Annotated in this window: 21 protein-coding genes and 1 pseudogene; 16 read left to right on the forward strand and 6 right to left on the reverse strand. The window is 61.2% G+C overall.

The genetic code is table 11. The features are described 5' to 3' along the window. The first annotated feature begins 11 nt into the window (after window positions 1-11). From AC2CGQ_RS17545 to AC2CGQ_RS17560, 4 genes are all read left to right on the forward strand, one after another. Window positions 12-935, forward strand: coding sequence for a 3-hydroxyacyl-CoA dehydrogenase family protein (locus AC2CGQ_RS17545; protein WP_484593793.1), 924 nt, complete (start codon window positions 12-14; stop codon window positions 933-935). 42 nt (window positions 936-977) lie between these two features. Next, on the forward strand, window positions 978-2372 hold the full coding sequence (locus tag AC2CGQ_RS17550) for a GntP family permease (RefSeq protein WP_414946596.1): 1395 nt from the start codon (window positions 978-980) through the stop codon (window positions 2370-2372). 12 nt (window positions 2373-2384) lie between these two features. Continuing rightward, window positions 2385-3155, forward strand: coding sequence for a 3-hydroxybutyrate dehydrogenase (locus tag AC2CGQ_RS17555; RefSeq protein ID WP_021504185.1), 771 nt, complete (start codon window positions 2385-2387; stop codon window positions 3153-3155). A gap of 369 nt (window positions 3156-3524) precedes the next feature. Then, window positions 3525-4661 carry a porin gene (locus AC2CGQ_RS17560; protein ID WP_031299792.1) on the forward strand — a complete coding sequence of 379 codons (1137 nt, stop codon included), beginning with the start codon at window positions 3525-3527 and terminating at the stop codon, window positions 4659-4661. Window positions 4662-4699: 38 nt separating this feature from the next. Here the strand turns inward: AC2CGQ_RS17560 and AC2CGQ_RS17565 are convergent, their stop codons facing one another. Further along, the gene (locus AC2CGQ_RS17565; protein ID WP_021504183.1) at window positions 4700-5521 is read right to left on the reverse strand and encodes an AraC family transcriptional regulator; all 822 of its coding nucleotides are present in this window, start codon (window positions 5519-5521) and stop codon (window positions 4700-4702) included. A gap of 120 nt (window positions 5522-5641) precedes the next feature. Between AC2CGQ_RS17565 and AC2CGQ_RS17570 the strand changes: the two genes are divergently transcribed. From AC2CGQ_RS17570 to AC2CGQ_RS17580, 3 genes and pseudogenes are all read left to right on the forward strand, one after another. After that, window positions 5642-6019, forward strand: coding sequence for a hypothetical protein (locus AC2CGQ_RS17570; protein ID WP_172575128.1), 378 nt, complete (start codon window positions 5642-5644; stop codon window positions 6017-6019). Window positions 6020-6029: 10 nt separating this feature from the next. Then, entirely contained in the window at window positions 6030-6905 is an 876-nt protein-coding gene (locus AC2CGQ_RS17575; protein ID WP_033631697.1) for a helix-turn-helix domain-containing protein, read from the forward strand. A 233-nt stretch (window positions 6906-7138) separates the two neighbouring features. Further along, a pseudogene (locus AC2CGQ_RS17580) lies at window positions 7139-8056 on the forward strand (L,D-transpeptidase family protein); the annotation flags it as partial. A 91-nt stretch (window positions 8057-8147) separates the two neighbouring features. Here the strand turns inward: AC2CGQ_RS17580 and AC2CGQ_RS17585 are convergent. Beyond that, entirely contained in the window at window positions 8148-8564 is a 417-nt protein-coding gene (locus tag AC2CGQ_RS17585) for a MarR family winged helix-turn-helix transcriptional regulator (RefSeq protein WP_004933256.1), read from the reverse strand. A 181-nt stretch (window positions 8565-8745) separates the two neighbouring features. On the opposite strand from AC2CGQ_RS17585, the gene AC2CGQ_RS17590 reads away from it, so the two are divergent. Genes AC2CGQ_RS17590 through idi form a run of 4 tightly spaced genes read left to right on the forward strand, consistent with a single transcriptional unit; the run spans window position 8746 to window position 11654 of the window. Beyond that, entirely contained in the window at window positions 8746-9345 is a 600-nt protein-coding gene (locus tag AC2CGQ_RS17590; RefSeq protein WP_484593794.1) for a non-oxidative hydroxyarylic acid decarboxylases subunit B, read from the forward strand. A 2-nt stretch (window positions 9346-9347) separates the two neighbouring features. After that, entirely contained in the window at window positions 9348-10775 is a 1428-nt protein-coding gene (locus AC2CGQ_RS17595; RefSeq protein ID WP_172575129.1) for a non-oxidative hydroxyarylic acid decarboxylases subunit C, read from the forward strand. Window positions 10776-10784: 9 nt separating this feature from the next. Beyond that, on the forward strand, window positions 10785-11012 hold the full coding sequence (locus AC2CGQ_RS17600) for a non-oxidative hydroxyarylic acid decarboxylases subunit D (protein ID WP_004933250.1): 228 nt from the start codon (window positions 10785-10787) through the stop codon (window positions 11010-11012). A 42-nt stretch (window positions 11013-11054) separates the two neighbouring features. Further along, on the forward strand, window positions 11055-11654 hold the full coding sequence (gene idi / locus AC2CGQ_RS17605) for an isopentenyl-diphosphate Delta-isomerase (RefSeq protein WP_164123179.1): 600 nt from the start codon (window positions 11055-11057) through the stop codon (window positions 11652-11654). Window positions 11655-11687: 33 nt separating this feature from the next. Here idi and AC2CGQ_RS17610 read toward each other — a convergent pair whose 3' ends face one another. Then, window positions 11688-11990, reverse strand: coding sequence for a DUF5862 family protein (locus AC2CGQ_RS17610; protein WP_004933246.1), 303 nt, complete (start codon window positions 11988-11990; stop codon window positions 11688-11690). A gap of 491 nt (window positions 11991-12481) precedes the next feature. On the opposite strand from AC2CGQ_RS17610, the gene AC2CGQ_RS17615 reads away from it, so the two are divergent. From AC2CGQ_RS17615 to AC2CGQ_RS17635, 5 genes are read left to right on the forward strand one after another with little or no spacing between them, the layout of a single operon-like run. After that, on the forward strand, window positions 12482-12889 hold the full coding sequence (locus AC2CGQ_RS17615) for an ExbD/TolR family protein (RefSeq protein WP_004933244.1): 408 nt from the start codon (window positions 12482-12484) through the stop codon (window positions 12887-12889). A 1-nt stretch (window position 12890) separates the two neighbouring features. Then, window positions 12891-13655 carry an energy transducer TonB family protein gene (locus AC2CGQ_RS17620; RefSeq protein ID WP_172575130.1) on the forward strand — a complete coding sequence of 255 codons (765 nt, stop codon included), beginning with the start codon at window positions 12891-12893 and terminating at the stop codon, window positions 13653-13655. 39 nt (window positions 13656-13694) lie between these two features. Continuing rightward, window positions 13695-15938: a TonB-dependent receptor family protein gene (locus tag AC2CGQ_RS17625; RefSeq protein ID WP_118892473.1), complete on the forward strand. Its 2244-nt coding sequence runs from the start codon at window positions 13695-13697 to the stop codon at window positions 15936-15938. Window positions 15939-15984: 46 nt separating this feature from the next. Beyond that, entirely contained in the window at window positions 15985-16635 is a 651-nt protein-coding gene (locus AC2CGQ_RS17630) for a MotA/TolQ/ExbB proton channel family protein (protein ID WP_016929215.1), read from the forward strand. Then, on the forward strand, window positions 16628-17878 hold the full coding sequence (locus tag AC2CGQ_RS17635; protein ID WP_351007049.1) for a phospholipase D-like domain-containing protein: 1251 nt from the start codon (window positions 16628-16630) through the stop codon (window positions 17876-17878). Before AC2CGQ_RS17630 ends, AC2CGQ_RS17635 begins: the two co-directional genes overlap by 8 nt. A gap of 36 nt (window positions 17879-17914) precedes the next feature. On the opposite strand, the gene AC2CGQ_RS17640 is transcribed toward AC2CGQ_RS17635, so the two are convergent. The 3 genes from AC2CGQ_RS17640 to AC2CGQ_RS17650 all read right to left on the reverse strand — a co-directional run bounded on the left by AC2CGQ_RS17640 (window position 17915) and on the right by AC2CGQ_RS17650 (window position 22037). Further along, on the reverse strand, window positions 17915-19024 hold the full coding sequence (locus tag AC2CGQ_RS17640) for a DmpA family aminopeptidase (RefSeq protein WP_015376510.1): 1110 nt from the start codon (window positions 19022-19024) through the stop codon (window positions 17915-17917). A 2-nt stretch (window positions 19025-19026) separates the two neighbouring features. Continuing rightward, complete coding sequence (locus tag AC2CGQ_RS17645; RefSeq protein WP_088381212.1) at window positions 19027-20403, reverse strand: APC family permease; 1377 nt, start codon at window positions 20401-20403, stop codon at window positions 19027-19029. Window positions 20404-20528: 125 nt separating this feature from the next. Beyond that, entirely contained in the window at window positions 20529-22037 is a 1509-nt protein-coding gene (locus AC2CGQ_RS17650; protein ID WP_484593795.1) for a CoA-acylating methylmalonate-semialdehyde dehydrogenase, read from the reverse strand. Window positions 22038-22040: the final 3 nt, after the last annotated feature.

Raw genomic sequence — 22040 nt, forward strand, 5'->3', positions numbered from 1 at the left:
AGGAGGGCACCATGCAGTCATCTGACTATGCGGTACTGGGCGCCGGGCTGATGGGGGTGGGCATCGCCACCCACTTTATTCGCCACGGCCATGAGGTGCTGCTGTATGAACCGGATCCGCAGCGCCGGGCGGAAGCGCCGGCGGTGGCGAGCGGCATTCTGGCCGAGCTGAGCGACGTCGGGCAGTTTGATCGCGGCGAACGCGACGCGGCGCTGGCGCGGCTGCGCGTGACCGGCGATCTGAACGCGGTGGTGCGTGCCCGGCTGCTTATTGAGGCGATCCCGGAACGGCTCGAGCTGAAGCATGCGCTGTATGAGCAGCTGGAAGGGCTGATCGCCGACGACGCGGTGATCGCCAGCAACACCAGCGGCCTGCCGCCAGACGAGCTGGCGGCGCGCATGACCCATCCGCAGCGCCTGCTGATCGCCCATTTCTGGCACCCGCCGCACCTGATCCCGCTGGTGGAGATCGTGCCCGGCAGCGCCACCGAACCGCGTCATCTGGCGGCGGTGCAGGCGCTGCTCGGCGAGATGGATCTTGAGGCGGTGCTGCTGGAGCGCGCCGCGCCGGGGTTTGTCGGCAACCGGCTGCAGTTTGCGGTGCTGCGCGAGGCGCTGCACATCGTCCACAGCGGCATCGCCAGCGCCGAGGTGGTGGATCAGGTGATGCGCGCCTCGCTGGGGCGGCGCTACGCCATGGTTGGCCCGCTGGAGGCCGCCGACATGACCGGGCTCCCGACGGTGGCGGACATCGCCCGCCACCTGTTCCCGGAACTGGCGACCGGCGACGAGATGATGGCGCTGGTTGAACAGCGGCTGCAGCGCGGCGATACCGGCCAGCGCAGCGGCCGGGGATTTTATCTGTGGGATGAAGCGCGCAGGGAACGCATTCATCGGCGCCGGGCGCATCAGCTGCGCTTTGCGCTGAAACCTTAATTTCGCACGCCGTACCTGACAATAACAACGATAGCGAGGTGCCTGATGAGCGTTTTGATTGCCCTGGCAGCACTGGGATTACTGATGCTGGCCGCCTACCGCGGCTACAGCGTGATTTTGTTCGCCCCGATCGCCGCGCTGGGCGCGGTGCTGTTGACCGACCCCGGCGCGGTGGCGCCGACCTTTACCGGGCTGTTTATGGAGAAAATGGTCGGCTTCGTGAAGCTTTATTTCCCGGTGTTCCTGCTGGGGGCGGTATTCGGCAAGCTGATCGAACTGTCCGGTTTTTCCCGTTCGATCGTCGCGGCGGCGATCCGCATTCTCGGCCGGCGCCACGCCATTCCGGTGATCGTGCTGGTGTGCGCGCTGCTGACCTACGGCGGGGTGTCGCTGTTTGTGGTGGCGTTCGCGGTTTATCCGTTCGCCGCCGAGCTGTTCCGCCAGAGCGGCATCCCCAAGCGGCTGATCCCGGCCACCGTGGCACTCGGCGCCTTCTCCTTCACCATGGACGCCTTGCCCGGCACGCCGCAGATCCAAAACATCATCCCGACCAGCTTCTTCGGCACCAACGCCTGGGCCGCGCCCTGGCTAGGGCTGATCGGCTCGCTGTTCATCATCGTGGTCGGCCTGCTGTATCTTGAACGCCAGCGGCGCAAGGCGCAGTTGAAGGGGGAGGGTTACGGCACCGAGCTGCTGAACGAACCGGAAACCCCGGACGATATCAACCTGCCGAATCCGCTGATCGCCATCCTGCCGTTGATTTTGGTCGGGGTATTCAACCTGGCCTTCACCCATTGGATCCCGCAGTGGTACGGCGCCAGCCACGATCTGACGCTGCCGGGGCTGGCCAAGCCCATCACCACCGATGTGGCGAAGATCACCGCCATCTGGGCGGTGGAAGCGGCGCTGGTGTCGGGTATTCTACTGGTGGTGGCGTTCGGCTTTGGCAATATTCGCGGCCGGCTGGCGGAAGGCAGCAAGACGGCGGTCGGCGGCGCAATTCTGGCGGCGATGAACACCGCCTCCGAATACGGCTTCGGCGCGGTGATCGCCGCGCTGCCGGGCTTTTTGGTGCTGTCGCAGGCGCTGTCGGCGATCCCCAATCCGCTGCTGAACGAAGCGATCAGCGTCACCCTGCTGGCCGGCATCACCGGCTCGGCCTCCGGCGGCATGAGCATCGCGCTGGCGGCGATGGCCGATAACTTCGTGGCCGCCGCCCACGCCGCGCATATCCCGCTGGAAGTGCTGCACCGGGTGGCCTCGATGGCCAGCGGCGGCATGGATACCTTGCCGCACAACGGCGCGGTGATCACCCTGCTGGCGATCACCGGCCTCAGCCACCGGCAGGCCTATGGCGGCATCTTCGCCATCACCCTGATCAAGAGCGCCGCGGTGCTGTTCGTGATCGGCGTGTTCTACCTGACCGGCATTGTTTAAAGGAGCGATACCATGAGTGTACAAGGCAAGACCGCGCTGGTGACCGGCTCGACCAGCGGCATCGGCCTCGGAATAGCGTCCGTGCTGGCCGCCGCCGGCGCGCGCGTGATCCTCAACGGCTTCGGTGAGGTGGAGCAGGCGCAAGCGCAGGTTGCCCGGCTGGGCGCCGCGCCGGGGTATCACGGCGCCGATCTCGGCGATGCGGCCCAGATAGCGGACATGATGCACTATGCCGAACGCGAGTTCGGCGGCGTGGACATTCTGGTGAACAACGCCGGCATTCAGCACGTGGCGCCGCTGGATCAGTTCCCGGTGGATAAATGGAACGCCATCCTCGCCATCAACCTGTCGGCGGTGTTCCATACCTGCCGATTGGCGCTGCCGGGGATGCGCGAGCGCCACTGGGGGCGCATCATCAACGTAGCGTCGGTGCACGGGCTGGTGGCGTCGAAAGACAAGTCGGCCTATGTGGCGGCCAAGCACGGCGTGGTGGGGCTGACCAAGACGCTGGCGCTGGAAACCGCCCGCACGCCCGTCACCTGCAACGCCATTTGCCCCGGCTGGGTGCTGACGCCGCTGGTGCAGCAGCAGATCGACAAGCGCATCGCTGCCGGTACCGATCCGCAGCGGGCGCGCGATGAGCTGTTGGCGGAGAAGCAGCCTTCGCAAGAGTTCGTCACGCCGGAGCAACTCGGTGAGCTGGCGCTATTCCTGTGCAGCGATGCGGCGGCGCAGGTGCGCGGCGCCGCCTGGAACATGGACGGCGGCTGGCTGGCGCAGTAGTGAGATTTTCCCCGGAGCGCGCAATGCGCTCCGTCGTTATTTCCCGCCTTTAATTAATTCCCTCGCGTGACGGTTTACCTGCGGCAATAATATTTTTTTGTTATTTGCTATCATTATTCCCAGATAATCACGAAGGGTTATTTTGGGTGAAACGTGCGGATTGGTTTATTTCGTGCTGCGGTTATTACATTGTTTTTCTCCGTGTTACAGGTGAACACGTTTTTGCTGAAATTAAATCCAACCTAAAATAATGGCAGGTTATGGCGTGAATTTTTATATCTTGCGTGCGCTGTTCACATCGGTTAATTATTTCTGCGTGGCTTAAGACCACCGCGTTTATAACAATAATTTTTTCGGGCAGGGGTAATAATGAGAAAAAATACAACGCCAATATTCATTGGCGGCGTCTTGCTGTCGGCGATTTCCGCCGGCGCGCAGGCCGAGATCACCATTCTGGATAAAAACCCGCAGAGCAATGTGTTGCTGGCGCCGCTCAGTTTAAAGGTGGGCGGCAGCATTCGCCCCGAGTGGATCTTCAATAACGGCCCGGAGCCGGGCTATGACAAAAACGGCCACGACGGCGGCACGCGTTTTCGCTTCAGCGGCGATTATGCGCTGACGCAGGACACCTCGATCATCGGCTATTACGAGTGGGGCGTCGATCTGGCGCACGCGCTCAGCTGGGACGGGCACTATAACGAAGACGGCAAGCGCGACTATCAGCGCCAGCTGTACGCCGGCTTCAAAGACGATCGTTACGGCACCCTGACCTATGGCCATCAATACGGCATCTATTATTCGGTGGTCGGCATCAAAAGCGACGTCTGGGATAACGATGGCCATGCGGGCGGCACCGGCATCGGTATTTCCGGCGACTATGACGGCGGCAATAAACCGAAAAACAGCATCAAATACACCAATGATTTCGGGCCGGTCACGCTGTACGCCAACTATTTATTGCCGGAAGACGATCTGCACACCGCGGATAACCTGATTTATCGTCGCAAAGGCGGCGGCGGGCTGGGCTTCGATTACAAGGTGACGAAAGACTTCACCTTCAGCGCCGCCTACAGTTATACCGATGCGAAGATCAAAGATAATCTGTACAGCGAAAAAGATTATCACCAGCAGCTGTCCGGCACCGCGTTAACCTGGCAGCCGAATAACTGGTATATCGTCGGTACCGCCAGCTACTACAAAGATTATGTGCCGAGCACCCGCCAGCGCACGCTGTCGCACTTCTTCGCCGGTGACGGCTACGGGCTGGAAGGCTTCGTCGGTTACACCTTCAATATCGACAAGCCGTTTCTCAAATCCGTCCAGCCTTATGTGGCGGCGGACTCGCTGCGGCTGAAGGGAGACGAGGCGTATCACGCCAACCACGTCTATCTTGGCGCGGGCACCACCATCGGTTACGGTCTGTCGGTGTATGTGGAGCGCACGCTGGCCAACAGCAGCGACAACGAGCCGGATTCCACCTGGATAACGGTGTTCTACGACTTCTGATTTTCACCTGCTCCAAGCCGGCGCCTGCGCCGGCTTTTTTACATGGTGATCGCACCGCCCAGGGTCTCTCCAGAGGCGTTGCGCTCCGCCAGATAGCGCGCCGGCGGTTTGCCCACCGCCTTTCTGAACATGGTGACGAAGCCGCTGGCGCTCTCGTAGCCCAAATCCAGCGCCACCGTCTGTACGCTCTCGCCCTGCGTCAAGCGCTGCAGCGCCAGCATTACGTGCAGCTGGCGCCGCCAGTGGCCGAAGCTCATGCCCATCTGCTGTTGCAAGGTGCGGCTGAGGGAGCGTTCGCTCATGCCGATGCGCTGCGCCCACTGCCCGAGGGTGGATTTGTCCGCCGGGCTGCTCAGCATGCCTTCGGTCAACTGCCGGATGCGCGCGTCGTCGGACACCGGCAGATGCAGATTCTCGATCGGCGCGGCCGCCAACTGATCCAGCAATACCGCCGTCAGACGCCCCTCGGCGCCCTGTTCGTCGTAAAGCGGCTCGAAGGTGCTGGCCTGCAGCAGCAGCTCGCGCAGCAGCGGCGAGACCGACAGCGTGCAGCAGCTTTGCGGCAGGCCGACGGCGGCATGTTGATCGACGAACAGGCAGTAGGCCTCGGTGGAGCCGGCGCCCTGGGCGTTGTGCAACACGTTGCCCGGCATCCACAGCGCGCACTGCGGCGGCACCAGCCACAGCCCGTTTTCCACTTCGCAGCGGATCATGCCGCGCACGGTGTAGATCAGTTGCGCCTTCCGGTGGCGGTGCGGCTCGACTTCCCAATCCTGCTCGAGAGTCGAACCTTGCAGGGCAAACAGCGGGCGCGGCACCTGATCGATATCCAGACAGTGGCGGGGGATCTGTACTTTCATGAGAATAGTTCTCAATTTGGCGGAATTGAAAAGTATTATGTCCTGATTGCGCAATGCGGTCTAGCGCCGGTGCCGATAAAGTAAGCGCCAGTTCTAAACCCTTTCGCGAGGAAACTGATTATGTCATTGGATACCGCCGACTTTCCGCTGGTGTGGATGCGCCGAAACGGACGCGATACCCAGGCCGAGCTGGCCGAATTCAGCGCGCTGCTGGCGCGCGCCGAGCCTTTTGTTCTGCTCACCGACCGCAGCGTCGGCGATGAAGAACAAGAACATGACCGCGATGCTCGCACCCAGGTGGCGCTGTGGAAACGTGATAACCGCGAGGCGCTGAAGCGGTGGGTGAAAGGCATGATCATGCTGGAGCCGGACGACGCCAAACGCGCGGCGGCGGAAGCATTCGCCGAATACGGCGCCAAATTCTGGGGCTATCCGGTACTGGTGGCCGCCGATGAAGCCGCAGGGCGGGTATTGGCGCAGACGTTATTGATCAAATAAGGGGAACACCATGCACCAGCAACAGGTGATTGAACAGCTGCTGGCCTGGATCGAGCAGAGCCTGGATCAGCCGCTGACGCTGGACGACATCGCCGCCAAGTCCGGCTACTCCAAATGGCATTTGCAGCGGATGTTCAAGCAGCATACCGGCCATATTCTCGGCACCTACGCGCGCCGCAGAAGGCTGACCGCCGCCGCGCGTGAACTGCGCCTGACCGGCACCAGCGTGGCCTGCATCGCCGATACTTACCAGTTCGATTCGCAGCAGACCTTCACCCGTTGCTTCCGCAAGCAGTTCGGTCTGCCGCCGGCCAGCTATCGTCGCAGCCAGGATTGGTCGAGCTATGGGCTACAGCCGCCGCTGCGCCTGACCGAAGCGCCATTGCCGCAGGCCGATATCGTGACGCTGCCCGCCATGCAGTTGGTGGGCCATACCCAGCGCCGCAGTTTTACGCTGGGGCAACTGGCGGCCTCCAAGTGTGAGCTGCGCCGCCACGCCTGGCGGCAGTTGCTGCAGCCGCAGGCGCTGCCGGAGGTGGTATACGGCCTCACCAGTCTGGAAGTTGACCGGCGCCGCCGGGGCAGCCCGCGCATGGCCTACACCGCCGCTCTGCCGGACGAAGGGGCGCCGGGAGAGCGGGTGACTATCGAGCAGGGCGAGTATGCCCGTTTCACCTACCAGGGACAGGCGGAAGGGTTACAAAACTTTATTGTCCGGCTGTATGACACCGCCATGCCGCAGATGAACGCCATTCGCCGGCCAGGGCAGGATATCGAGCGTTTCTACCCGGCGCAGGAGGGCAGTTGCCCGCTCGGTGGCGCGGCGATCCGCTGTGAATATCTGATTCCGATACGGCGGGAGGAAGCGTTGGCCGCCGCCAGCTAGGCGGCGGTTCTCGCAAAAAATCGCCGGCGTGGCGCGTCAGGTTACAAAAAATTGCGATATTACATCGGTAATGGTTCACACTTTGATTGATGTGCACATATAATGCGCATCCGGTCAAATCCCCCCTGGTTTTTCAGGCCGCAGCGCCGTCAGCTGCCGGCTGAAATTCAACGGGGCAAAGTGGCCGTAGAAACCAATACCCATAATCGCCAGTGGCCTTGACCAACACGAAGATGAAAATGAGCATTCGCGCGTTATTAACCCTGTTTACGGCACTGGTTGCATTCAGCCAGGCTGCCTTCGCCGTCGTTTACCCGCTGCCGCCAAAAGACAGCCGTTTGGTGGGCGAGAATATCCAAATCACCGTACCGGAAGACAGCAAACTGCCGCTGGAAAGCTTCGCCGCCCAGTATCAGATGGGGCTGAGCAACATGCTGGAGGCCAACCCGGGCGTGGATCCGTTCCTGCCGAAGGCCGGCAGCACCCTGACTATCCCGCAGCAGCTGATCCTGCCGGACGCGCCGCGTGAAGGCATCATCATCAACAGCGCCGAAATGCGTCTGTACTATTACCCGAAAGGCTCCAACACCGTGGTGGTGCTGCCGATCGGCATCGGCCAGCTGGGTAAAGACACCCCGCTGAACTGGACCACCACCGTGCAGCGCAAGAAAGACGGCCCAACCTGGACGCCGACCGCCAAAATGCGCGCCGAATACGCGGCTGACGGCGAGATCCTGCCTGCGGTGTTCCCGGCCGGCCCGGATAACCCGATGGGGTTGTATGCGCTGTATGTCGGCCGTCTGTATGCCATTCACGGCACCAACGCCAACTTCGGCATCGGCCTGCGCGTGAGCCACGGCTGCGTGCGTCTGCGCGCCGACGACATCAAGTACCTGTTCCAGAACGTGCCGGTAGGCACCCGCGTGCAGTTCATCAACGAACCGATGAAGGCCACCGTCGAACCGGACGGCTCGCGCTACGTGGAAGTGCACAACCCGCTGTCGGCCAACGAAGAGCAGTTGCAATCCAAGGATCCGGTGCCGTTGACCATCTCCGCGCCGGTCGGCAAAGTGCTGATGGACGCCGGCGTCAACCAGAGCGAAGTGGACGCGGCGATCAAGGCCCGTTCCGGCATGCCGGTGAAAGTGAACTGATTGCCCAGAGCTTCAGTTAACGCGATAAAAAAGACGCCTGCGGGCGTCTTTTTTTATGCTTTCAGCTTCCGCTGTTGGCGCAGTGAATTTATTGCTTCCCTATCATCGTCTTTAAAACGAAAAGCGCCGACTCATGTTGGTCTTTATTGACTCGTTCGAGATACATATTATCAATCGCGTCGGCGATGGGGCGGCTGGCTTCGAACAGCGCCTGCCCAGCAGGCGTCAGGTAAATAAATCGGCGGCGCTTATCATGCTCGCCGGCTTCCCGTTTTAATAGACCTTTTCCTTCCATGCGGCCTAGCAATTCGGCCAGCGCGGCTTTACTGCTGATCGCCGCTTCCATTAATTCGATTTGTTCAATGCCCGGCGTTTCTGAAACGGTGGCCAGAATGGAATATTGTTGTTTGCTGAGTTCAGGAAGCGATTTTTGCCATTGAGCACTATGATCCTGAAGCAGTTCGCGAATGAGGTGGAAAAAAGTATTGGCCAGCGTTCTGTTCATACATTATTCCCTGAAAGGAAAAAAGCTAACAATAATATCAATATAACAAAATAAGCCGATAAGGGATACCTGCCCGGAAAGTTGTTCGTTTACGAACAGTTACATATTGCCCACTTGTTTTATCGCTATCTCGGGACTAGATTTGATAAATCGTTCGTATACGAACTTTGTGAGGTATTGTATGAGATTAGTGATCGCGATGACGGGCGCGACCGGGGCGCCGCTGGGTACTGCGTTGCTTCAGGCGCTAAAAGACATGGAGGGCATAGAGACGCATTTGATCTTGAGTAAGTGGGCCAAAACGACCATTGAACTCGAAACAAATCTCACCGTGCATGACGTGATGGCGATGGCCGACGTGACGCACGGTTCTGCCGATCAGGCCGCCACGATCTCTTCAGGTTCTTTTCATACGGACGGCATGATCATTATTCCCTGCAGTATGAAAACGTTGGCGGGTATTCGAGCCGGTTATGCAGAAGGGCTTATTGGCAGAGCGGCGGATGTGATTATCAAAGAAGGGCGGAAGTTGGTGTTGGTTCCCAGAGAAACGCCGTTGAGCACTATTCACTTGGAAAATATGCTCGCGCTCTCGAAATTGGGGGTGTCATTGGTTCCCCCCATGCCCGCTTATTATAACCACCCCACTCATATTGATGACGTTACCGATCATATTGTCGCACGCGTGCTGGATCAATTTGGTCTTGATCATCGCCGGGCAAAGCGCTGTGCAGGACTAAAAGAAAATAGCAAAAAAACCACTGACACCGAGGAAGGTTAAATATGGCTTATGACGATCTGCGAAGTTATTTAGCGGCGCTGGATGAGGCCGGACAATTACTCGATATTACCGAGGAGGTTCAGGCGGAACCGGATATCGCCGCGGCAGCCAACGCCACAGGCAGAATTGGTGAGGGCGCCCCCGCCATTGCATTCAGGAACATTAAAGGCTTTGAACACGCGCATGTGGTCATGAACACCATCGGGTCATGGCAGAATCACGCCATAGCCCTGGGGCTCCCGCCGGCCACGCCGGTGAAGCAGCAAATCGATGAGTATATTCGCCGCTGGGATCATTTTCCCGTCTCTGCGGAACGTCGCGATAATCCGCCCTGGGCCGAGAATGAGGTCAACGGTGAGGAGATTAATCTGTTTGAGATCCTGCCGCTGTTTCGCTTAAACGATGGCGACGGTGGATTCTACCTGGATAAGGCCTGCGTGGTTTCCCGCGATCCTGAAGATCCGACCCACTTCGGCAAGCAAAACGTCGGCATTTATCGCATGGAGGTGAAGGGCAAGCGTAAGCTGGGCCTGCAGCCCGTGCCGATGCACGACATCGCGCTGCATCTGCATAAAGCAGAAGAGCGCGGCGAGGATCTGCCTATCGCCATTACGCTGGGCAATGACCCGATCATTACGCTGATGGGGGCGACGCCGCTCAAATACGATCAGTCGGAGTATGAAATGGCCGGCGCCCTGCGTGAAAGCCCGTACCCGATAGCGACGGCCCCCTTGACCGGCTTTGATGTGCCCTGGGGTTCCGAAGTCATCATTGAAGGGGTGATTGAAGGCCGCAAGCGCGAGATTGAAGGCCCGTTCGGCGAATTTACGGGGCACTATTCCGGCGGCCGCAACATGACGGTGGTGCGCATCGATAAGGTTTCTTACCGCTCGCGGCCGATTTTCGAATCCCTGTATCTGGGCATGCCCTGGACAGAAATCGACTACCTGATGGGGCCGGCCACCTGTGTGCCGCTGTATCAGCAGTTGAAAGCCGAGTTTCCGGAAGTGCAGGCGGTTAATGCGATGTATACCCACGGGTTGCTCGTCATCATTTCCACTAAAAAGCGTTACGGCGGTTTCGCGCGCGCGGTGGGGATGCGGGCGATGACCACGCCGCATGGGCTGGGCTATGTGAAAATGGTGATCATGGTCGATGAGGATGTCGATCCCTTCAACCTGCCGCAGGTTATGTGGGCGCTGTCCGCCAAGGTCAATCCGGCCGGCGATTTGGTGCAATTGCCGAATATGTCGGTGCTGGAGTTGGATCCCGGCTCCAGCCCGGCGGGGATCACGGACAAACTCATCATTGACGCGACCACGCCGGTGGCTCCGGATACGCGCGGCCACTACAGCCAGCCGGTCAAGGATTTACCAGAAACCGCCCTGTGGGTGGATAAATTAACCGCCATGCTGGCTAACCGTCATTAAGGAGTTCCTATGATTTGTCCTCGTTGTGCCGATAAACAGATAGACGTCATGGCGCATTCACCGGTCAAGGGTGTGTGGACGGTATACCAGTGTCAACACTGCCTTTATACCTGGCGTAATACCGAACCTGCTCGCAGAACGGAACGGGAGCATTATCCGCCCGAGTTTCGCATGACTCAGCAGGATATCGATAATGCGCCGGAAGTGCCGACCATTCCCCCTCTTCTGAGGAAATGAAACCGCAGGCGGGGAAAAGCCCGCCTTTTCATGGAAATACCAATGATGAAAAATGAAGACGTCGTTCTGCTTGACGCCGCCTGGCAGCCCTGCGGGACGATGCCCAAAGATCAGGTCCACACGCGGCATACGCCGCTGCATCTGGCTTTTTCATGCTACCTGTTTACTGTCGAGGGTGCAGTGTTGGTCACCCGGCGCGCGTTGAGCAAAACCGCCTGGCCGGGGGGCTGGACCAATTCTTTTTGTGGGCATCCCCTGCCGCAAGAGGCGCTGACGCAGGCCGTTATACGTCGCGCTCAGGTTGAATTGGGCACGGAAGTCGAGCAGATAATGCTGCTGAGCGACGCCTTCAGTTATCAGGCGACCGACGTGTCCGGCATCATGGAGAATGAGGTTTGCCCGGTATTTGCCGCGTATTGTAAAGGCGCTCTCTGCGCTAATCCGGATGAAGTGGCGGATTATGCGTGGGTCGATCTCAATAACTTAATGGCGGCTGTAAAATTAACGCCATTCGCTTTCAGCCCGTGGATGGTTTCTCAATTGAATACCGGTGCGATAACATCAGGTTTGAAAAAATACAGGGATGCCATAACCATAAAGAGCGCAGCGCGCGACATTAGGGACGGTGCTGTAATAAAATAAATAGCCACCGCAAGGGTGACTATTCATTCATGTTTACAGGCTGCCGCCGACCGAGGTCGAAGTGGAGCCGATCGTCTCGCGGAAATGTTTCGCGTAGTCGGCCACTTCCTGCTGCGTATGCGTCAGGCCATAAAGACCCAGCCCCACACCGCCTGCAACGCCGCCGATGATGGTGCCGACCAATTGGCCGACCGCACCGGCAATAAAGCCGCCTGCGCCTGCGGATTTGCCTGCGATCAGCGCGCCGGTCATGGCGCCGTCCAACAGCCCATCCCAGGCCGCGTTCAGATCGCCACCGCTAACGTACTGTTCTTCATATTGACTAAGTACTTTCATATACAATCCTTATAAATAAAAGGGTGACTTAGTGGGTTTAATTAAATTCTAAAATAACGCCGTAGCGCTATTTCACTTTAAAAATATAACAGCTGATATTTGATTGGCAATATTCCATTCAATGAAGGGTGTTATTTGGTTAAATATAGTCGCATTTATTTTTGGCGAGTGTTTTAAAGAGGGGGGTTGGGAATTTTCTTGGGAAAAATAGCAGATATCGCTGGGAGGTGAGAGGCAAAGCCGCCACCGGTTGGCGCAGCTTGTCACTATTTTCACATTTATTGTCTCGTCATCCGCACGGCGTTAGGCCCACATTGCAATTATTCCATTAAAAACTATCGCTAATTAATGAGTTATATCTCCGCATTTATTGCCCGCCATTGAAAAAATTCTCGCAAAAAATCTCCGCTGTGAAAATAAGATCACACAAGCGTAACAAAAGGTAAACAAACCCCTCCTATATTGGCTGCTTCGCTTTTGGAGGGAGTGTCATGCGTAACTGGAACGAACCGAAAAAGAACAAAGCGCACATCGAACTGATCCCGATGATCGACGTGATGATGTTTTTATTGGTGTTTTTCGTCTTGATCAGCCTGAACGTCATTCCGGCGCTCGGGCTGAAAACGCAGCTGCCGTCCGCCGGCAGCGCGCAACAGCTGAAACCGCAGAAGAAAGCGATCATCACGCTGGGGGCCGACGAACAGCTGCAGCTGGATGGCCAGCCGATCGCGCTCGACGCGTTGGTCAACACGCTGAAGCAACAGCAGCAGGCCAACCAGACCACCACCATCATCGTCAACAGCGATAAAGGTGTGGCGGTCGAGCGGCTGGTGGCGGTCATGGATAACCTGCGCCAGGGCGGCTTCTTCTCCGTCTCCATCGCGACACGGAAGCTGTGACATGTATCTGCTCTATCGCTCACGTCATCTTTTCAGCTGGTTGCCGGCGCTGATTGTCGCCGGTTGCCTGCTGTTCGCCAGCCAACAGGCGGCGCTGAAGATCCAGCCGCGCTACGACGAAACCGCCATTGAACTGGCGCTGGTGGAACCTGAACCGGCGCCGGAACCCCAACCGGAAACGCCGCCGGAGCCTCAGCCCGAACCGCCGCCGCCCGAGCCGGAGCCGGAGCCGGAGCCGGAGCCGATCCCCGAACCGGTGGTGCCGGCGCCGGAACCGATCGTGGAAGCCAAGCCGGTGCCGAAACCGCAACCGAAGCCCAAACCCAAACCGGTGAAAGAGAAAGCCAAACCGGTAGAGAAACCTAAACCGACGCCGGCGCCCGCCGCACCGCGCGCGCTGGTCAGCAAACCGGCGGCGCAGCCCGCACCGGCCGCCCCCGCGGCGCCGAAGGTGAACGCGCAGGCGATAGAAAACGGCTACCTGCTGGCCTTGCGCCGTGAGCTGGAACAGCGCAAGCGCTACCCGAGCGGGCGGCAGGCCTCGCTTGAGCGCCCGCAGGGCAACGTCGAGGTGTGGCTGGAGGTCGATCGCAGCGGGCGGGTGCTCTCTTCCGGCATCGCCAACAAGGCCGCCAGCATGCTGCTGAATCGCGCGGCGATGAGCAGCCTGCAAAGCATCAGTTCAGTAAAGCCGTTCCCGAGCGAGGCGTTCGCCGGGCAAACAACCAAAAGATTTACCGCGACGTTCAATTATCAGGCGCCTTAGCGCAAGGGTTAATCGTTTGATTTTTATGGGATGCACACAATGAAATCGTTTAATCGTTCTGGGATCTATCTGGCGGTGATGTCGGCGATGCTGCCGGGCGCCGCGCTGGCGGCCGACGCCACCGATGTCGGCACCATCAGCGTCAAGGGGCAGTCGCTCGGCGGCGGCATGATGGTGCAGGATGACAGCGCCAAGGCGCGCTCCACCGTCACCAAAGAGGCGATGAACAAAATGCCGTCGGCGGCCAACGCCATCGATAAACTGAAATACACGCCGGGCCTGAACGTCAACAGCAACGACGCCAGCGGCCTGAGCGGCGTGGACTACACCATGCGCGGCATGAACTCGGATCAGATCGGCCTGTCGATGGACGGCATCCCGATCAACGACTCCGGCAACTACGCGGTCTACCCGAACCTGCTGGGCGACGCGGAAAACCTGGAGGAGGTGTTCGTCACCCAGGGCTCCTCCGAAGCGGACGGCCCGCACATCGGCTCCAGCGGCGGCAACATCGGCCTGGTGACGCGCCGCCCGGCGAAAGACTTCGGCGGTTTCGTCAAGCAGACGCTGGGCAGCAACAGCCTGAGCAAAACCTTCGCCCGCCTGGAGACCGGCGAGTACAACGGCTTCAGCAACTGGCTCTCCTATTCGCACACCGAGGCGAAGAAATGGCGCGGCGAGGGGCGGCTGTACTCCGACAAGTTCGAGATGAATTCGCTGTATGAAGACGGCAACGGCAACAGCAGCAATCTGGTGATGAAGTACAACCGCCAGAACAACACCAACTACAACACCCTGAGCAAGGCGCAGTTCCAAAACGACGGCCGTGACACCGATTATGTCACCTCGCCGGAGTACAACAGCAAAGGGCAGTTGAACAAGTATTACAAGATTGAACGCAACCCGTTCGAGAACTTTACGCTGTCGTTCACCCAGAAACTGCAGCTGCGCGACAACCTGTCGCTGACCCTGCAGCCGTATTACTACTGGGGCAACGGCGGCAGCTTCAACGGCCAGACGGCGTCGGTATTGTCCAGCACGTCGGACAGAGCCGGGCAGTATGACCTCAGCAACCTGCAGTCCAACACCTATTACCGCCCGTCGTGGACCCAGACCTGGCGGCCGGGCATCACCACCAAGCTGAAATGGGACATTAACGATCAGCACAGCCTGGATATCGGCTACTGGTATGAACGCGCGCGCCAACTGCAGACTCAGCCGTTCATCAGCATCAAGGGCGACGGCAACCCGTCACAGATTTGGGGGAAACCCGGCGGTTCCGATCAGGTGAAGGACGCCAACGGCAACACCGTGCAGGGGCGCAACCAGTACACCATCACCCCGGCACAGAAAGTGTGGCTGCAGGACACCTGGTTTGCCACGCCGGACTGGACCTTCGTCGGCGGCCTGGCCTATCAGTATGTGGAGCGTAAAGGGGACAACCGCGGCAGCCTGTACAACGTGCCGGAGAAGCGCAAAGCCACCTATCACGAATTCCTGCCGAACTTCAGCGCCAGCTATAAGGTGAACCAGGAAAACCAGGTGTTCTACAACCTGACGCGCAACATGCGCACGCCGCCCAACTACGTGCTGTACAATGTCGGCGACTCGCTCAGCACCAAGCCGGAGCTGAGCTGGAACCACGAACTGGGCTGGCGTTTCCAGCAAGAGGACATGCTGCTGAGCGCCACGCTGTTCTACATGCGCTACAGCGATCGCCAAATCTCCACCACCAACGCGGCCGGCGACTACGAGATGATGAACATCGGCAACGTGGAGAACAAAGGGCTGGAGCTGGAGTGGAGCGGCCAACTGCCGCATAACTTCAACTACTACACCTCTTATACCTATACCCAATCGAAGCAGAAGAGCGACATCGTCAGCAACGGCGGGCAGCCGCTGCCGACCTCCGGTAAAGAGGTGCCGAACGTGCCGAAAAACCTGCTGAACATGACGTTGGGTTATGACGACGGGCTGTATTACGGCAGCGTCAGCGGCAAGTACGTCAGCGCATTCTACGGCGACTTGACCAACGACGAGAAGATCGGCGGCCGCACGGTGTTCGATCTGGCGGCGGGGGTGCATCTGCCGGTGGACAAGAAAATCGTCAAAAGCGCCGCGCTGCGTTTTGGCATCAGCAACCTGTTTGACAAGGAATACCTGACCTCGGTGCGCACCACCACCTTCAACGCGGCGCCCTACGGCGGCGTGAAGGCCAGCACCCCGTATTACAACGTCGGCGAAGAACGCACCTTCAGCGTCTCGCTGGAAGCCACCTTTTAACTGAACGCCCCGCTGCCTGCCGGGCGGCGGGGAAGAGGAACCCTGTATGGACGCCAATCTGTTGCACGACATTATTTTCTACGTGATGTACGCCGCGCTGGCGATCGCGCTGGTGATCATCATCGAACGCACGCTGTACTTCGCCTATACCCAGCGCCAGGCGCGCCGGCTGGAGCAGGCGCTGACGCCGGAGGTGCGCCGCGCGGCCGATCTGCCGGACGCGCTGACCCAGCGCAACAGCCTGCCGATGGCGGTGATCGCGCCGGTGCTGGCGCAGAAACACCGCGCCGGCGATCGCGAGGCGATCGGCGATCTGATCGACGCCCAGTATCTGCTGAGCAAGCCGCCGATGGCGCGCGGCCTGTGGCTGTTGGAAACTGTGGTCACCGCCGCGCCGTTGCTGGGGCTGCTGGGCACGGTGATGGGGATCATCGAAACCTTCAAGGCGCTGGCCGCCTCGGGGGTGTCCGAGCCGAGCCTGGTGTCGGCCGGGATGGGCACCGCGCTGTACGCCACTGGCCTCGGCATCGCCATCGCGCTGCTGTGCCTGGTGGCCAACAACTTCCTGCAGAGCCGCATGGAGCGCATCAACGAGCTGCTGAAGGTGCTGCTGATCCGCGCCGGTCAGCCGGCCAGCCGCCCGGAGAGCGGCAGCGGCGAACAATGGGTTGACAGCGGGGCGCCGCGCTATGCCTAATGGCCATCCAACACGGCGGCCGTTCGGCCGCCTTTATACGGCATTGTGGGGCGGTTGTTTGTTGATGTTGAGCCAGAGCGCTGCGGCGCGTTTTGCGATTCCCGGTTACGAGCTGGTGTATACCGCACCGGTAGAAACCGCGCTGCAGGCCGACGACCTGCGCAACACCGCCGAGGTGTGGCGCGAGATGTTCGACGCGGCGAAAACCCGCATCGATCTGGGGCAGTTCTACGTGGCGAATCAGGACGGCTCCTTGCTGGACGGCGTGCTGCAGCGCCTGAAGGCGGCCGGTGAGCGTGGGGTGAAAATCCGCTTCCTGCTGGAGGAGAAAGGCATCCGCAACTCCACCGCCGAGACGCTGGAGCAGCTGAAGGCGATCCCCAATCTGGAACTGCGCATCATTCCTTACCAGAAGCTGAGCGGCGGCATCCTGCACGCCAAGTATCTGCTGGTGGACGGCGAACAGGCGTTTGTCGGCAGCCAGAACTTCGACTGGCGCGCGCTGGAGCATATTCACGAAACCGGGCTGCGCATCAGCGACGCCAGGGTGGTGGGGCAAATTCAGGCGATCTTCGAACAGGACTGGCGGGCGCAGGCGCTGCTGGCGCAGGATAAGCCGGTGCCGGCGCTGCCCGATTCGCCGCCGACCGCGCCCCCGCAGGGCAACTATCTGGTGGCCAGCCCGCGCGCCTACAATCCGGCGGGCGTGCTCGATTCGCAGGCCGAGCTGCCGCGCCTGCTGGCCGACGCCAAACGGCGGGTGCGGGTGCAGGTGATGGACTACGCGCCGCTGTCGTTTGGCCCGGAGCGCAGCCGCCCCTTCTACGCGGTGATCGACAATGCGCTGCGCAGCGCGGCGGCGCGCGGCGTGCAGATCGAGCTGATGGTGGCCAACTGGAACACCAAAAAGCCGGATATCGCCTGGCTGAAGAGCCTGGCGCTGGTGCCGAACGTGCAGATCAAGGTGGTGACCATTCCGCCGGCCAGCAGCGGCTTCATCCCGTTTGCCCGGGTGATCCACAGCAAGCTGATGACCATCGATGATGAGATTGCCTGGGTGGGCACCAGCAACTGGACCGGCGGCTATCTGGACAACTCGCGCAATCTGGAGCTGGTGCTGCACAGCGCGGCGATGAGCGGGCGGTTGGACCAGCTGTATCAACAGCTGTGGGACAGCGTCTACGCCGAGCCGTTGAAGCTGGATTACGATTACCCGACGCCCAAGCCGGGCGGCGGATCCTGATAAGCAGGGCGCGGTTAATCCCCGCGCCCCGTTTTTTTATCGCCGCCAGCCGGCCTTCTCCAGCGCCGTCACCAGCTGCTCGGCGCTCAGCCCTTCCGCCCGATGGCCGTTGCCGCTGACGCTATTGGCCGCCAGCAGCGCATTGACGATCGCCTCTTCCACCGCTTCCGCCGCCGCCGCGAACAGCGCCGAAATGTAGTCGTTGTTCACCATGCGCAGCGGCGTGGTGAAATCGCCTTTATTGGCGTAGTCGGCGGGCGGCAGGCCGTCGTTGCCGGTGGCGAAGGCGATAAAGATATCGCCGCTCGAATCCTCGGTGCCGCCGCCGGTGCGGGCGATGCCGATGCTGGCGCGCTGCGCCAGCCGCGCGCACTGGTGCGGCAGCAGTGGCGCGTCGGTGGCCAGCGCCACCACGATGGAGCCCATGCCGGGATGCGGCAACTGCGGCGTGAACGGCGAGGGGATATGCCCCAGGTGGCGGCCCACCGGATAACCGCCGACCAGCAGCGACTCGCGCTTGCCGTGGTTGGCCTGCACGATGGCGCCCACCGTCCAGCCGCCCTGATCGGCGGGCAAGCGGCGCGATGCGGTGCCGCTGCCGCCCTTGAACTCATGGCAGATCATGCCGCTGCCGCCGCCGACCGCGCCTTCCTGCGGCAAGCCGCCACGGGCTGCCTGCTGCGCCTGGCGCACGTGCTCGGCCTTGACGTGAAAGCCGTTGATGTCGTTGAGCAGGCCATCGAAGGTTTCCATCACCACCGGCATATTCCAGTACACCGCGTTGTCGCTCGCGGGCAGCGCTTCGCGTTCCAGCGCGATCAGCGCATCGCGCACTACCCCCACGCTGTGGGTGTTGGTGAAGGCGATCGGGCTGGTCAGCAGCCCCGCTTCGCGCACCCATTCCAGGCCGGTGGCGTCGCCGTTGCCGTTCAGCACGTGCACGCCGGCAAAGCAGGGGGCGTGGCGGGCGGAGCCGGGGCGCGGTTCGATCACCGTCACGCCGGTGCGCACGCTGCGCCCGTCCGCCAAATCGGCATGAAGGCTGGCATGGCCGACGCGCACGCCGGGCACGTCGGTGATGGCGTTCAGCGGGCCGGGCGTGCCCTGGCCGATGGTGATGCCCAGATCCTGAGCGCGCTGCGTCATGGTTATTCTCCTTCTATTGAGGGGGCGGCGAGGGGCGCCGTCTGGCGGCCGCGCAAGTGGTTCAGCGCCAGCCCGAAGCCGATGATGCCGGCAATGATAATAAAGTCTTTCAGGCTGCTGGCGATCAAAATCGTCCACAGCACGTACAGGCAGCACAGCAGCGCCGCCAGCACCGGCAGCGGCCACAGCGGCATCAGGTACGGGTGATGGAAGTGGCGGCGACGGCGGCTGATCAGCGCCGCCACCGCCATGATGGTGTACACCAGCAGCAGCAGGATCACGGTGAACGAGGTCAGCGATTCGAGATCGGAGCAAAACGCCAGCAGCGCCGAGGGCACGCCGAATAACAGGGTGGCGATCCAGGGGGTGCCGAAGCGCGGGTGGATGATTTTCAGCGCGCGGTTGAACGCCGGCAGCCAGAAACCGTCGCGCCCGCTGGCGAACATCATGCGGCTGAACTGCGCCACGATGGCGATAATGGCGTTGAACACCGACAGATAAATCGCGCCGCTCACCACCCGCGCCAGCGTCGGGCCGCCGAGCTGGGTGACCACATAGCCGACCGGGTCGGCCTGTTTGGCCATCTCCGCCAGCGACGGCGAGCCGATCAGCAGGGCGGTGAACGGCACCAGTTCCACCAGCACCACGATGACCAGCGTCAGCATGATCGCGACCGCCATCGGTTTGCCCTGCTCGCGCATATCTTCCGCCATGTACACCGCCGCGCCGTAGCCGTTGTAGGAGAACAGCGCGACCCCGACCATGGCGACGATCAGCGGCAGCGACACCGGCGCCAGGCTGCCCTGCGCGTCCAGCATCACCGGCGCGGTGAGGATCTCCGCGCTTTGATGCGGATGGCTGAAACCGAGCCAGGCGATCAGCGCCAGCACCGCCACTTCCACCACCAGAAAGGCGCCGGTCAGCAGGGCGTTGGCCTTGATGTTGAAAATGGCGCAGGCGCCGCCGATCAGCACGGTGATCATGCCGGCGGTGGAGGCGTCGAATGAGGTGCCCAGCGCGGTATTCAGATAGGGTACGGCGCCGGTGGCCAGCACCGCCGGCACGAACAGCGCGGCGCTGAGAATAAACAGATAGGTCTGCAACCCGCACAGGGTGCCGAACAGGCGTTTGATGATGCTGTATTCGCCGCCGGCGCTGGGGTGCGCGGCGCCGAGCTCGGCATAGCACAGCGCGATGGTGGCGGCGACGCAGGCGGCGATCAGAAACGACAGAAAGGCGCCGCTGCCGGCGCTGGCGATGGCCAGCGGCGCGATGACGAAGATCGAACTGGCCGGCGTCACGCCGGACGCGGTAATCATCACCACGTCGAGGACGCTGAGATTGCCTTTGAAAGTGTGTTCAGGGGCGGACTCTTGCATGGTTAACGACTCCATTAACGTGTGAGTGAGTAATTGTTTTGCTGCACAGGCTGTACGCAGGAATCAAATGGAGCGCGCGAAATGCCGGGGAGCGTTGCTCCCCGGAAGTTTATTGTTCTTATGTGTTACCCCTGCCCCGACGGGAAGCTGAAACTGGCGCGCCGGGCGTCGCCGGAGGCCGGCCAGCGCTGGGTCACGGTCTTGCGTTTGGTGTAGAACCTGACCGCGTCCGGGCCGTAGGCGTGCAGATCGCCAAACAGCGAGCGCTTCCAGCCGCCGAACGAGTGGTAGGCCACCGGCACCGGCAGCGCCACGTTGATCCCCACCATGCCGACCTGAATGCGGCTGGAGAAGTAACGCGCCGCTTCGCCGTCGCGGGTGAACAGGCAGGTGCCGTTGCCGTATTCGTGGGCGTCGATCAAGGCCATCGCCTCCTGAAGCGACGCCGCGCGCACCACGCCGAGCACCGGGCCGAAGATCTCTTCCTGATAGATGCGCATGCCGGGCGTCACGCGGTCGAACAGCGTCGGGCCGAGGAAATACCCCTGGCTGGGGCGGCCGTCGGCGTCCGTCACGCGCAGTTCGCGGCCGTCCACCAGCAGCTCGGCGCCTTCGGCCACGCCCTGATCGATATAGCCTTTCACCTTCTGATAATGCTGTTGGGTCACCAGCGGCCCCATGTCGTTGCGGTTGTCGCTGCCGGGGCCGACGCGCATGGCGGCCATCTGTTGCCGCAGCCCGGCGATCAGCGCTTCAGCGGTGCCTTCACCCACCGCCACTACCAGCGGGATGGCCATGCAGCGCTGGCCGCAGGAGCCGAACGCCGCGCCCATCAGTGCGCCGACCGCGCCGGGGATATCGGCGTCCGGCAGCACCACTGCATGGTTCTTGGCGCCGCCCAGCGCCTGCACCCGTTTGTTCTGCGCGCAGCCGGTGTGATAGATGTGCTCCGCCACCGGCGTCGAACCGACGAAGCTGATTGCTTTGACGCGTCCGTCATGCAGCAGCGTCTCCACCGCTTCGCGATCGCCGTTGACCACGTTGAGCACCCCCGGCGGCAGCCCGGCTTCCGCCGCCAGCCGCGCGATATACAGCGCGGCGGAAGGGACGCGCTCGGAAGGCTTCAGCACGAAGGTGTTGCCGCAGGCGACCGCCATTGGCCACATCCACAGCGGCACCATCGCCGGGAAGTTGAACGGCGTGATGCCCGCCACCACTCCCAGCGGTTGAAACTCGCTCCAGCTGTCGATGCCCGGGCCCGCCTCTTTGCTGTGTTCGCCTTTCAGTAGTTCCGGCACATAGCCGGCGTATTCGATATTCTCGATGCCGCGCTGCAGTTCGCCCAGGGCGTCGCTGAGCACTTTGCCGTGCTCGGCGGTGATCAACTGGCAGACGGCGTCGGCATGCTGCTCCAGCAGATCCTTGAGCTTCATCATGATGCGCGCGCGTTTCAGCGGCGGGGTATCGCGCCAGGCGGGATAGGCCTGTTCGGCGGCGGCGATGGCGCGCTCCACCGTGGCGCGGTCGGCCAGCTGCACCTCCTGCGCAGATTGGCCGGTGGCCGGGTCGTAAACCGGCTGGCTGCGTTCGCCGCCGGCGGCGGGCTCGCCGTTGATCCAATGGGTAATGGTCATGGT

Source organism: Serratia sp. DFXYC6 (assembly GCF_057196085.1).

What these genes read in the sequence shown, in the direction of transcription:
- AC2CGQ_RS17615 (WP_004933244.1), top strand. Translation starts at nt 12,482, where the DNA reads ATGCGTAACTGGAACGAACCGAAAAAGAACAAAGCGCACATCGAACTG.
- AC2CGQ_RS17600 (WP_004933250.1), top strand. Translation starts at nt 10,785, where the DNA reads ATGATTTGTCCTCGTTGTGCCGATAAACAGATAGACGTCATGGCGCAT.
- idi (WP_164123179.1), top strand. Translation starts at nt 11,055, where the DNA reads ATGATGAAAAATGAAGACGTCGTTCTGCTTGACGCCGCCTGGCAGCCC.
- AC2CGQ_RS17560 (WP_031299792.1), top strand. Translation starts at nt 3,525, where the DNA reads ATGAGAAAAAATACAACGCCAATATTCATTGGCGGCGTCTTGCTGTCG.
- AC2CGQ_RS17595 (WP_172575129.1), top strand. Translation starts at nt 9,348, where the DNA reads ATGGCTTATGACGATCTGCGAAGTTATTTAGCGGCGCTGGATGAGGCC.
- AC2CGQ_RS17590 (WP_484593794.1), top strand. Translation starts at nt 8,746, where the DNA reads ATGAGATTAGTGATCGCGATGACGGGCGCGACCGGGGCGCCGCTGGGT.
- AC2CGQ_RS17610 (WP_004933246.1), bottom strand. Translation starts at nt 11,990, where the DNA reads ATGAAAGTACTTAGTCAATATGAAGAACAGTACGTTAGCGGTGGCGAT.
- AC2CGQ_RS17565 (WP_021504183.1), bottom strand. Translation starts at nt 5,521, where the DNA reads ATGAAAGTACAGATCCCCCGCCACTGTCTGGATATCGATCAGGTGCCG.
- AC2CGQ_RS17635 (WP_351007049.1), top strand. Translation starts at nt 16,628, where the DNA reads ATGCCTAATGGCCATCCAACACGGCGGCCGTTCGGCCGCCTTTATACG.
- AC2CGQ_RS17585 (WP_004933256.1), bottom strand. Translation starts at nt 8,564, where the DNA reads ATGAACAGAACGCTGGCCAATACTTTTTTCCACCTCATTCGCGAACTG.
- AC2CGQ_RS17575 (WP_033631697.1), top strand. Translation starts at nt 6,030, where the DNA reads ATGCACCAGCAACAGGTGATTGAACAGCTGCTGGCCTGGATCGAGCAG.
- AC2CGQ_RS17650 (WP_484593795.1), bottom strand. Translation starts at nt 22,037, where the DNA reads ATGACCATTACCCATTGGATCAACGGCGAGCCCGCCGCCGGCGGCGAA.
- AC2CGQ_RS17625 (WP_118892473.1), top strand. Translation starts at nt 13,695, where the DNA reads ATGAAATCGTTTAATCGTTCTGGGATCTATCTGGCGGTGATGTCGGCG.
- AC2CGQ_RS17645 (WP_088381212.1), bottom strand. Translation starts at nt 20,403, where the DNA reads ATGCAAGAGTCCGCCCCTGAACACACTTTCAAAGGCAATCTCAGCGTC.
- AC2CGQ_RS17640 (WP_015376510.1), bottom strand. Translation starts at nt 19,024, where the DNA reads ATGACGCAGCGCGCTCAGGATCTGGGCATCACCATCGGCCAGGGCACG.
- AC2CGQ_RS17620 (WP_172575130.1), top strand. Translation starts at nt 12,891, where the DNA reads ATGTATCTGCTCTATCGCTCACGTCATCTTTTCAGCTGGTTGCCGGCG.
- AC2CGQ_RS17545 (WP_484593793.1), top strand. Translation starts at nt 12, where the DNA reads ATGCAGTCATCTGACTATGCGGTACTGGGCGCCGGGCTGATGGGGGTG.
- AC2CGQ_RS17555 (WP_021504185.1), top strand. Translation starts at nt 2,385, where the DNA reads ATGAGTGTACAAGGCAAGACCGCGCTGGTGACCGGCTCGACCAGCGGC.
- AC2CGQ_RS17630 (WP_016929215.1), top strand. Translation starts at nt 15,985, where the DNA reads ATGGACGCCAATCTGTTGCACGACATTATTTTCTACGTGATGTACGCC.
- AC2CGQ_RS17570 (WP_172575128.1), top strand. Translation starts at nt 5,642, where the DNA reads ATGTCATTGGATACCGCCGACTTTCCGCTGGTGTGGATGCGCCGAAAC.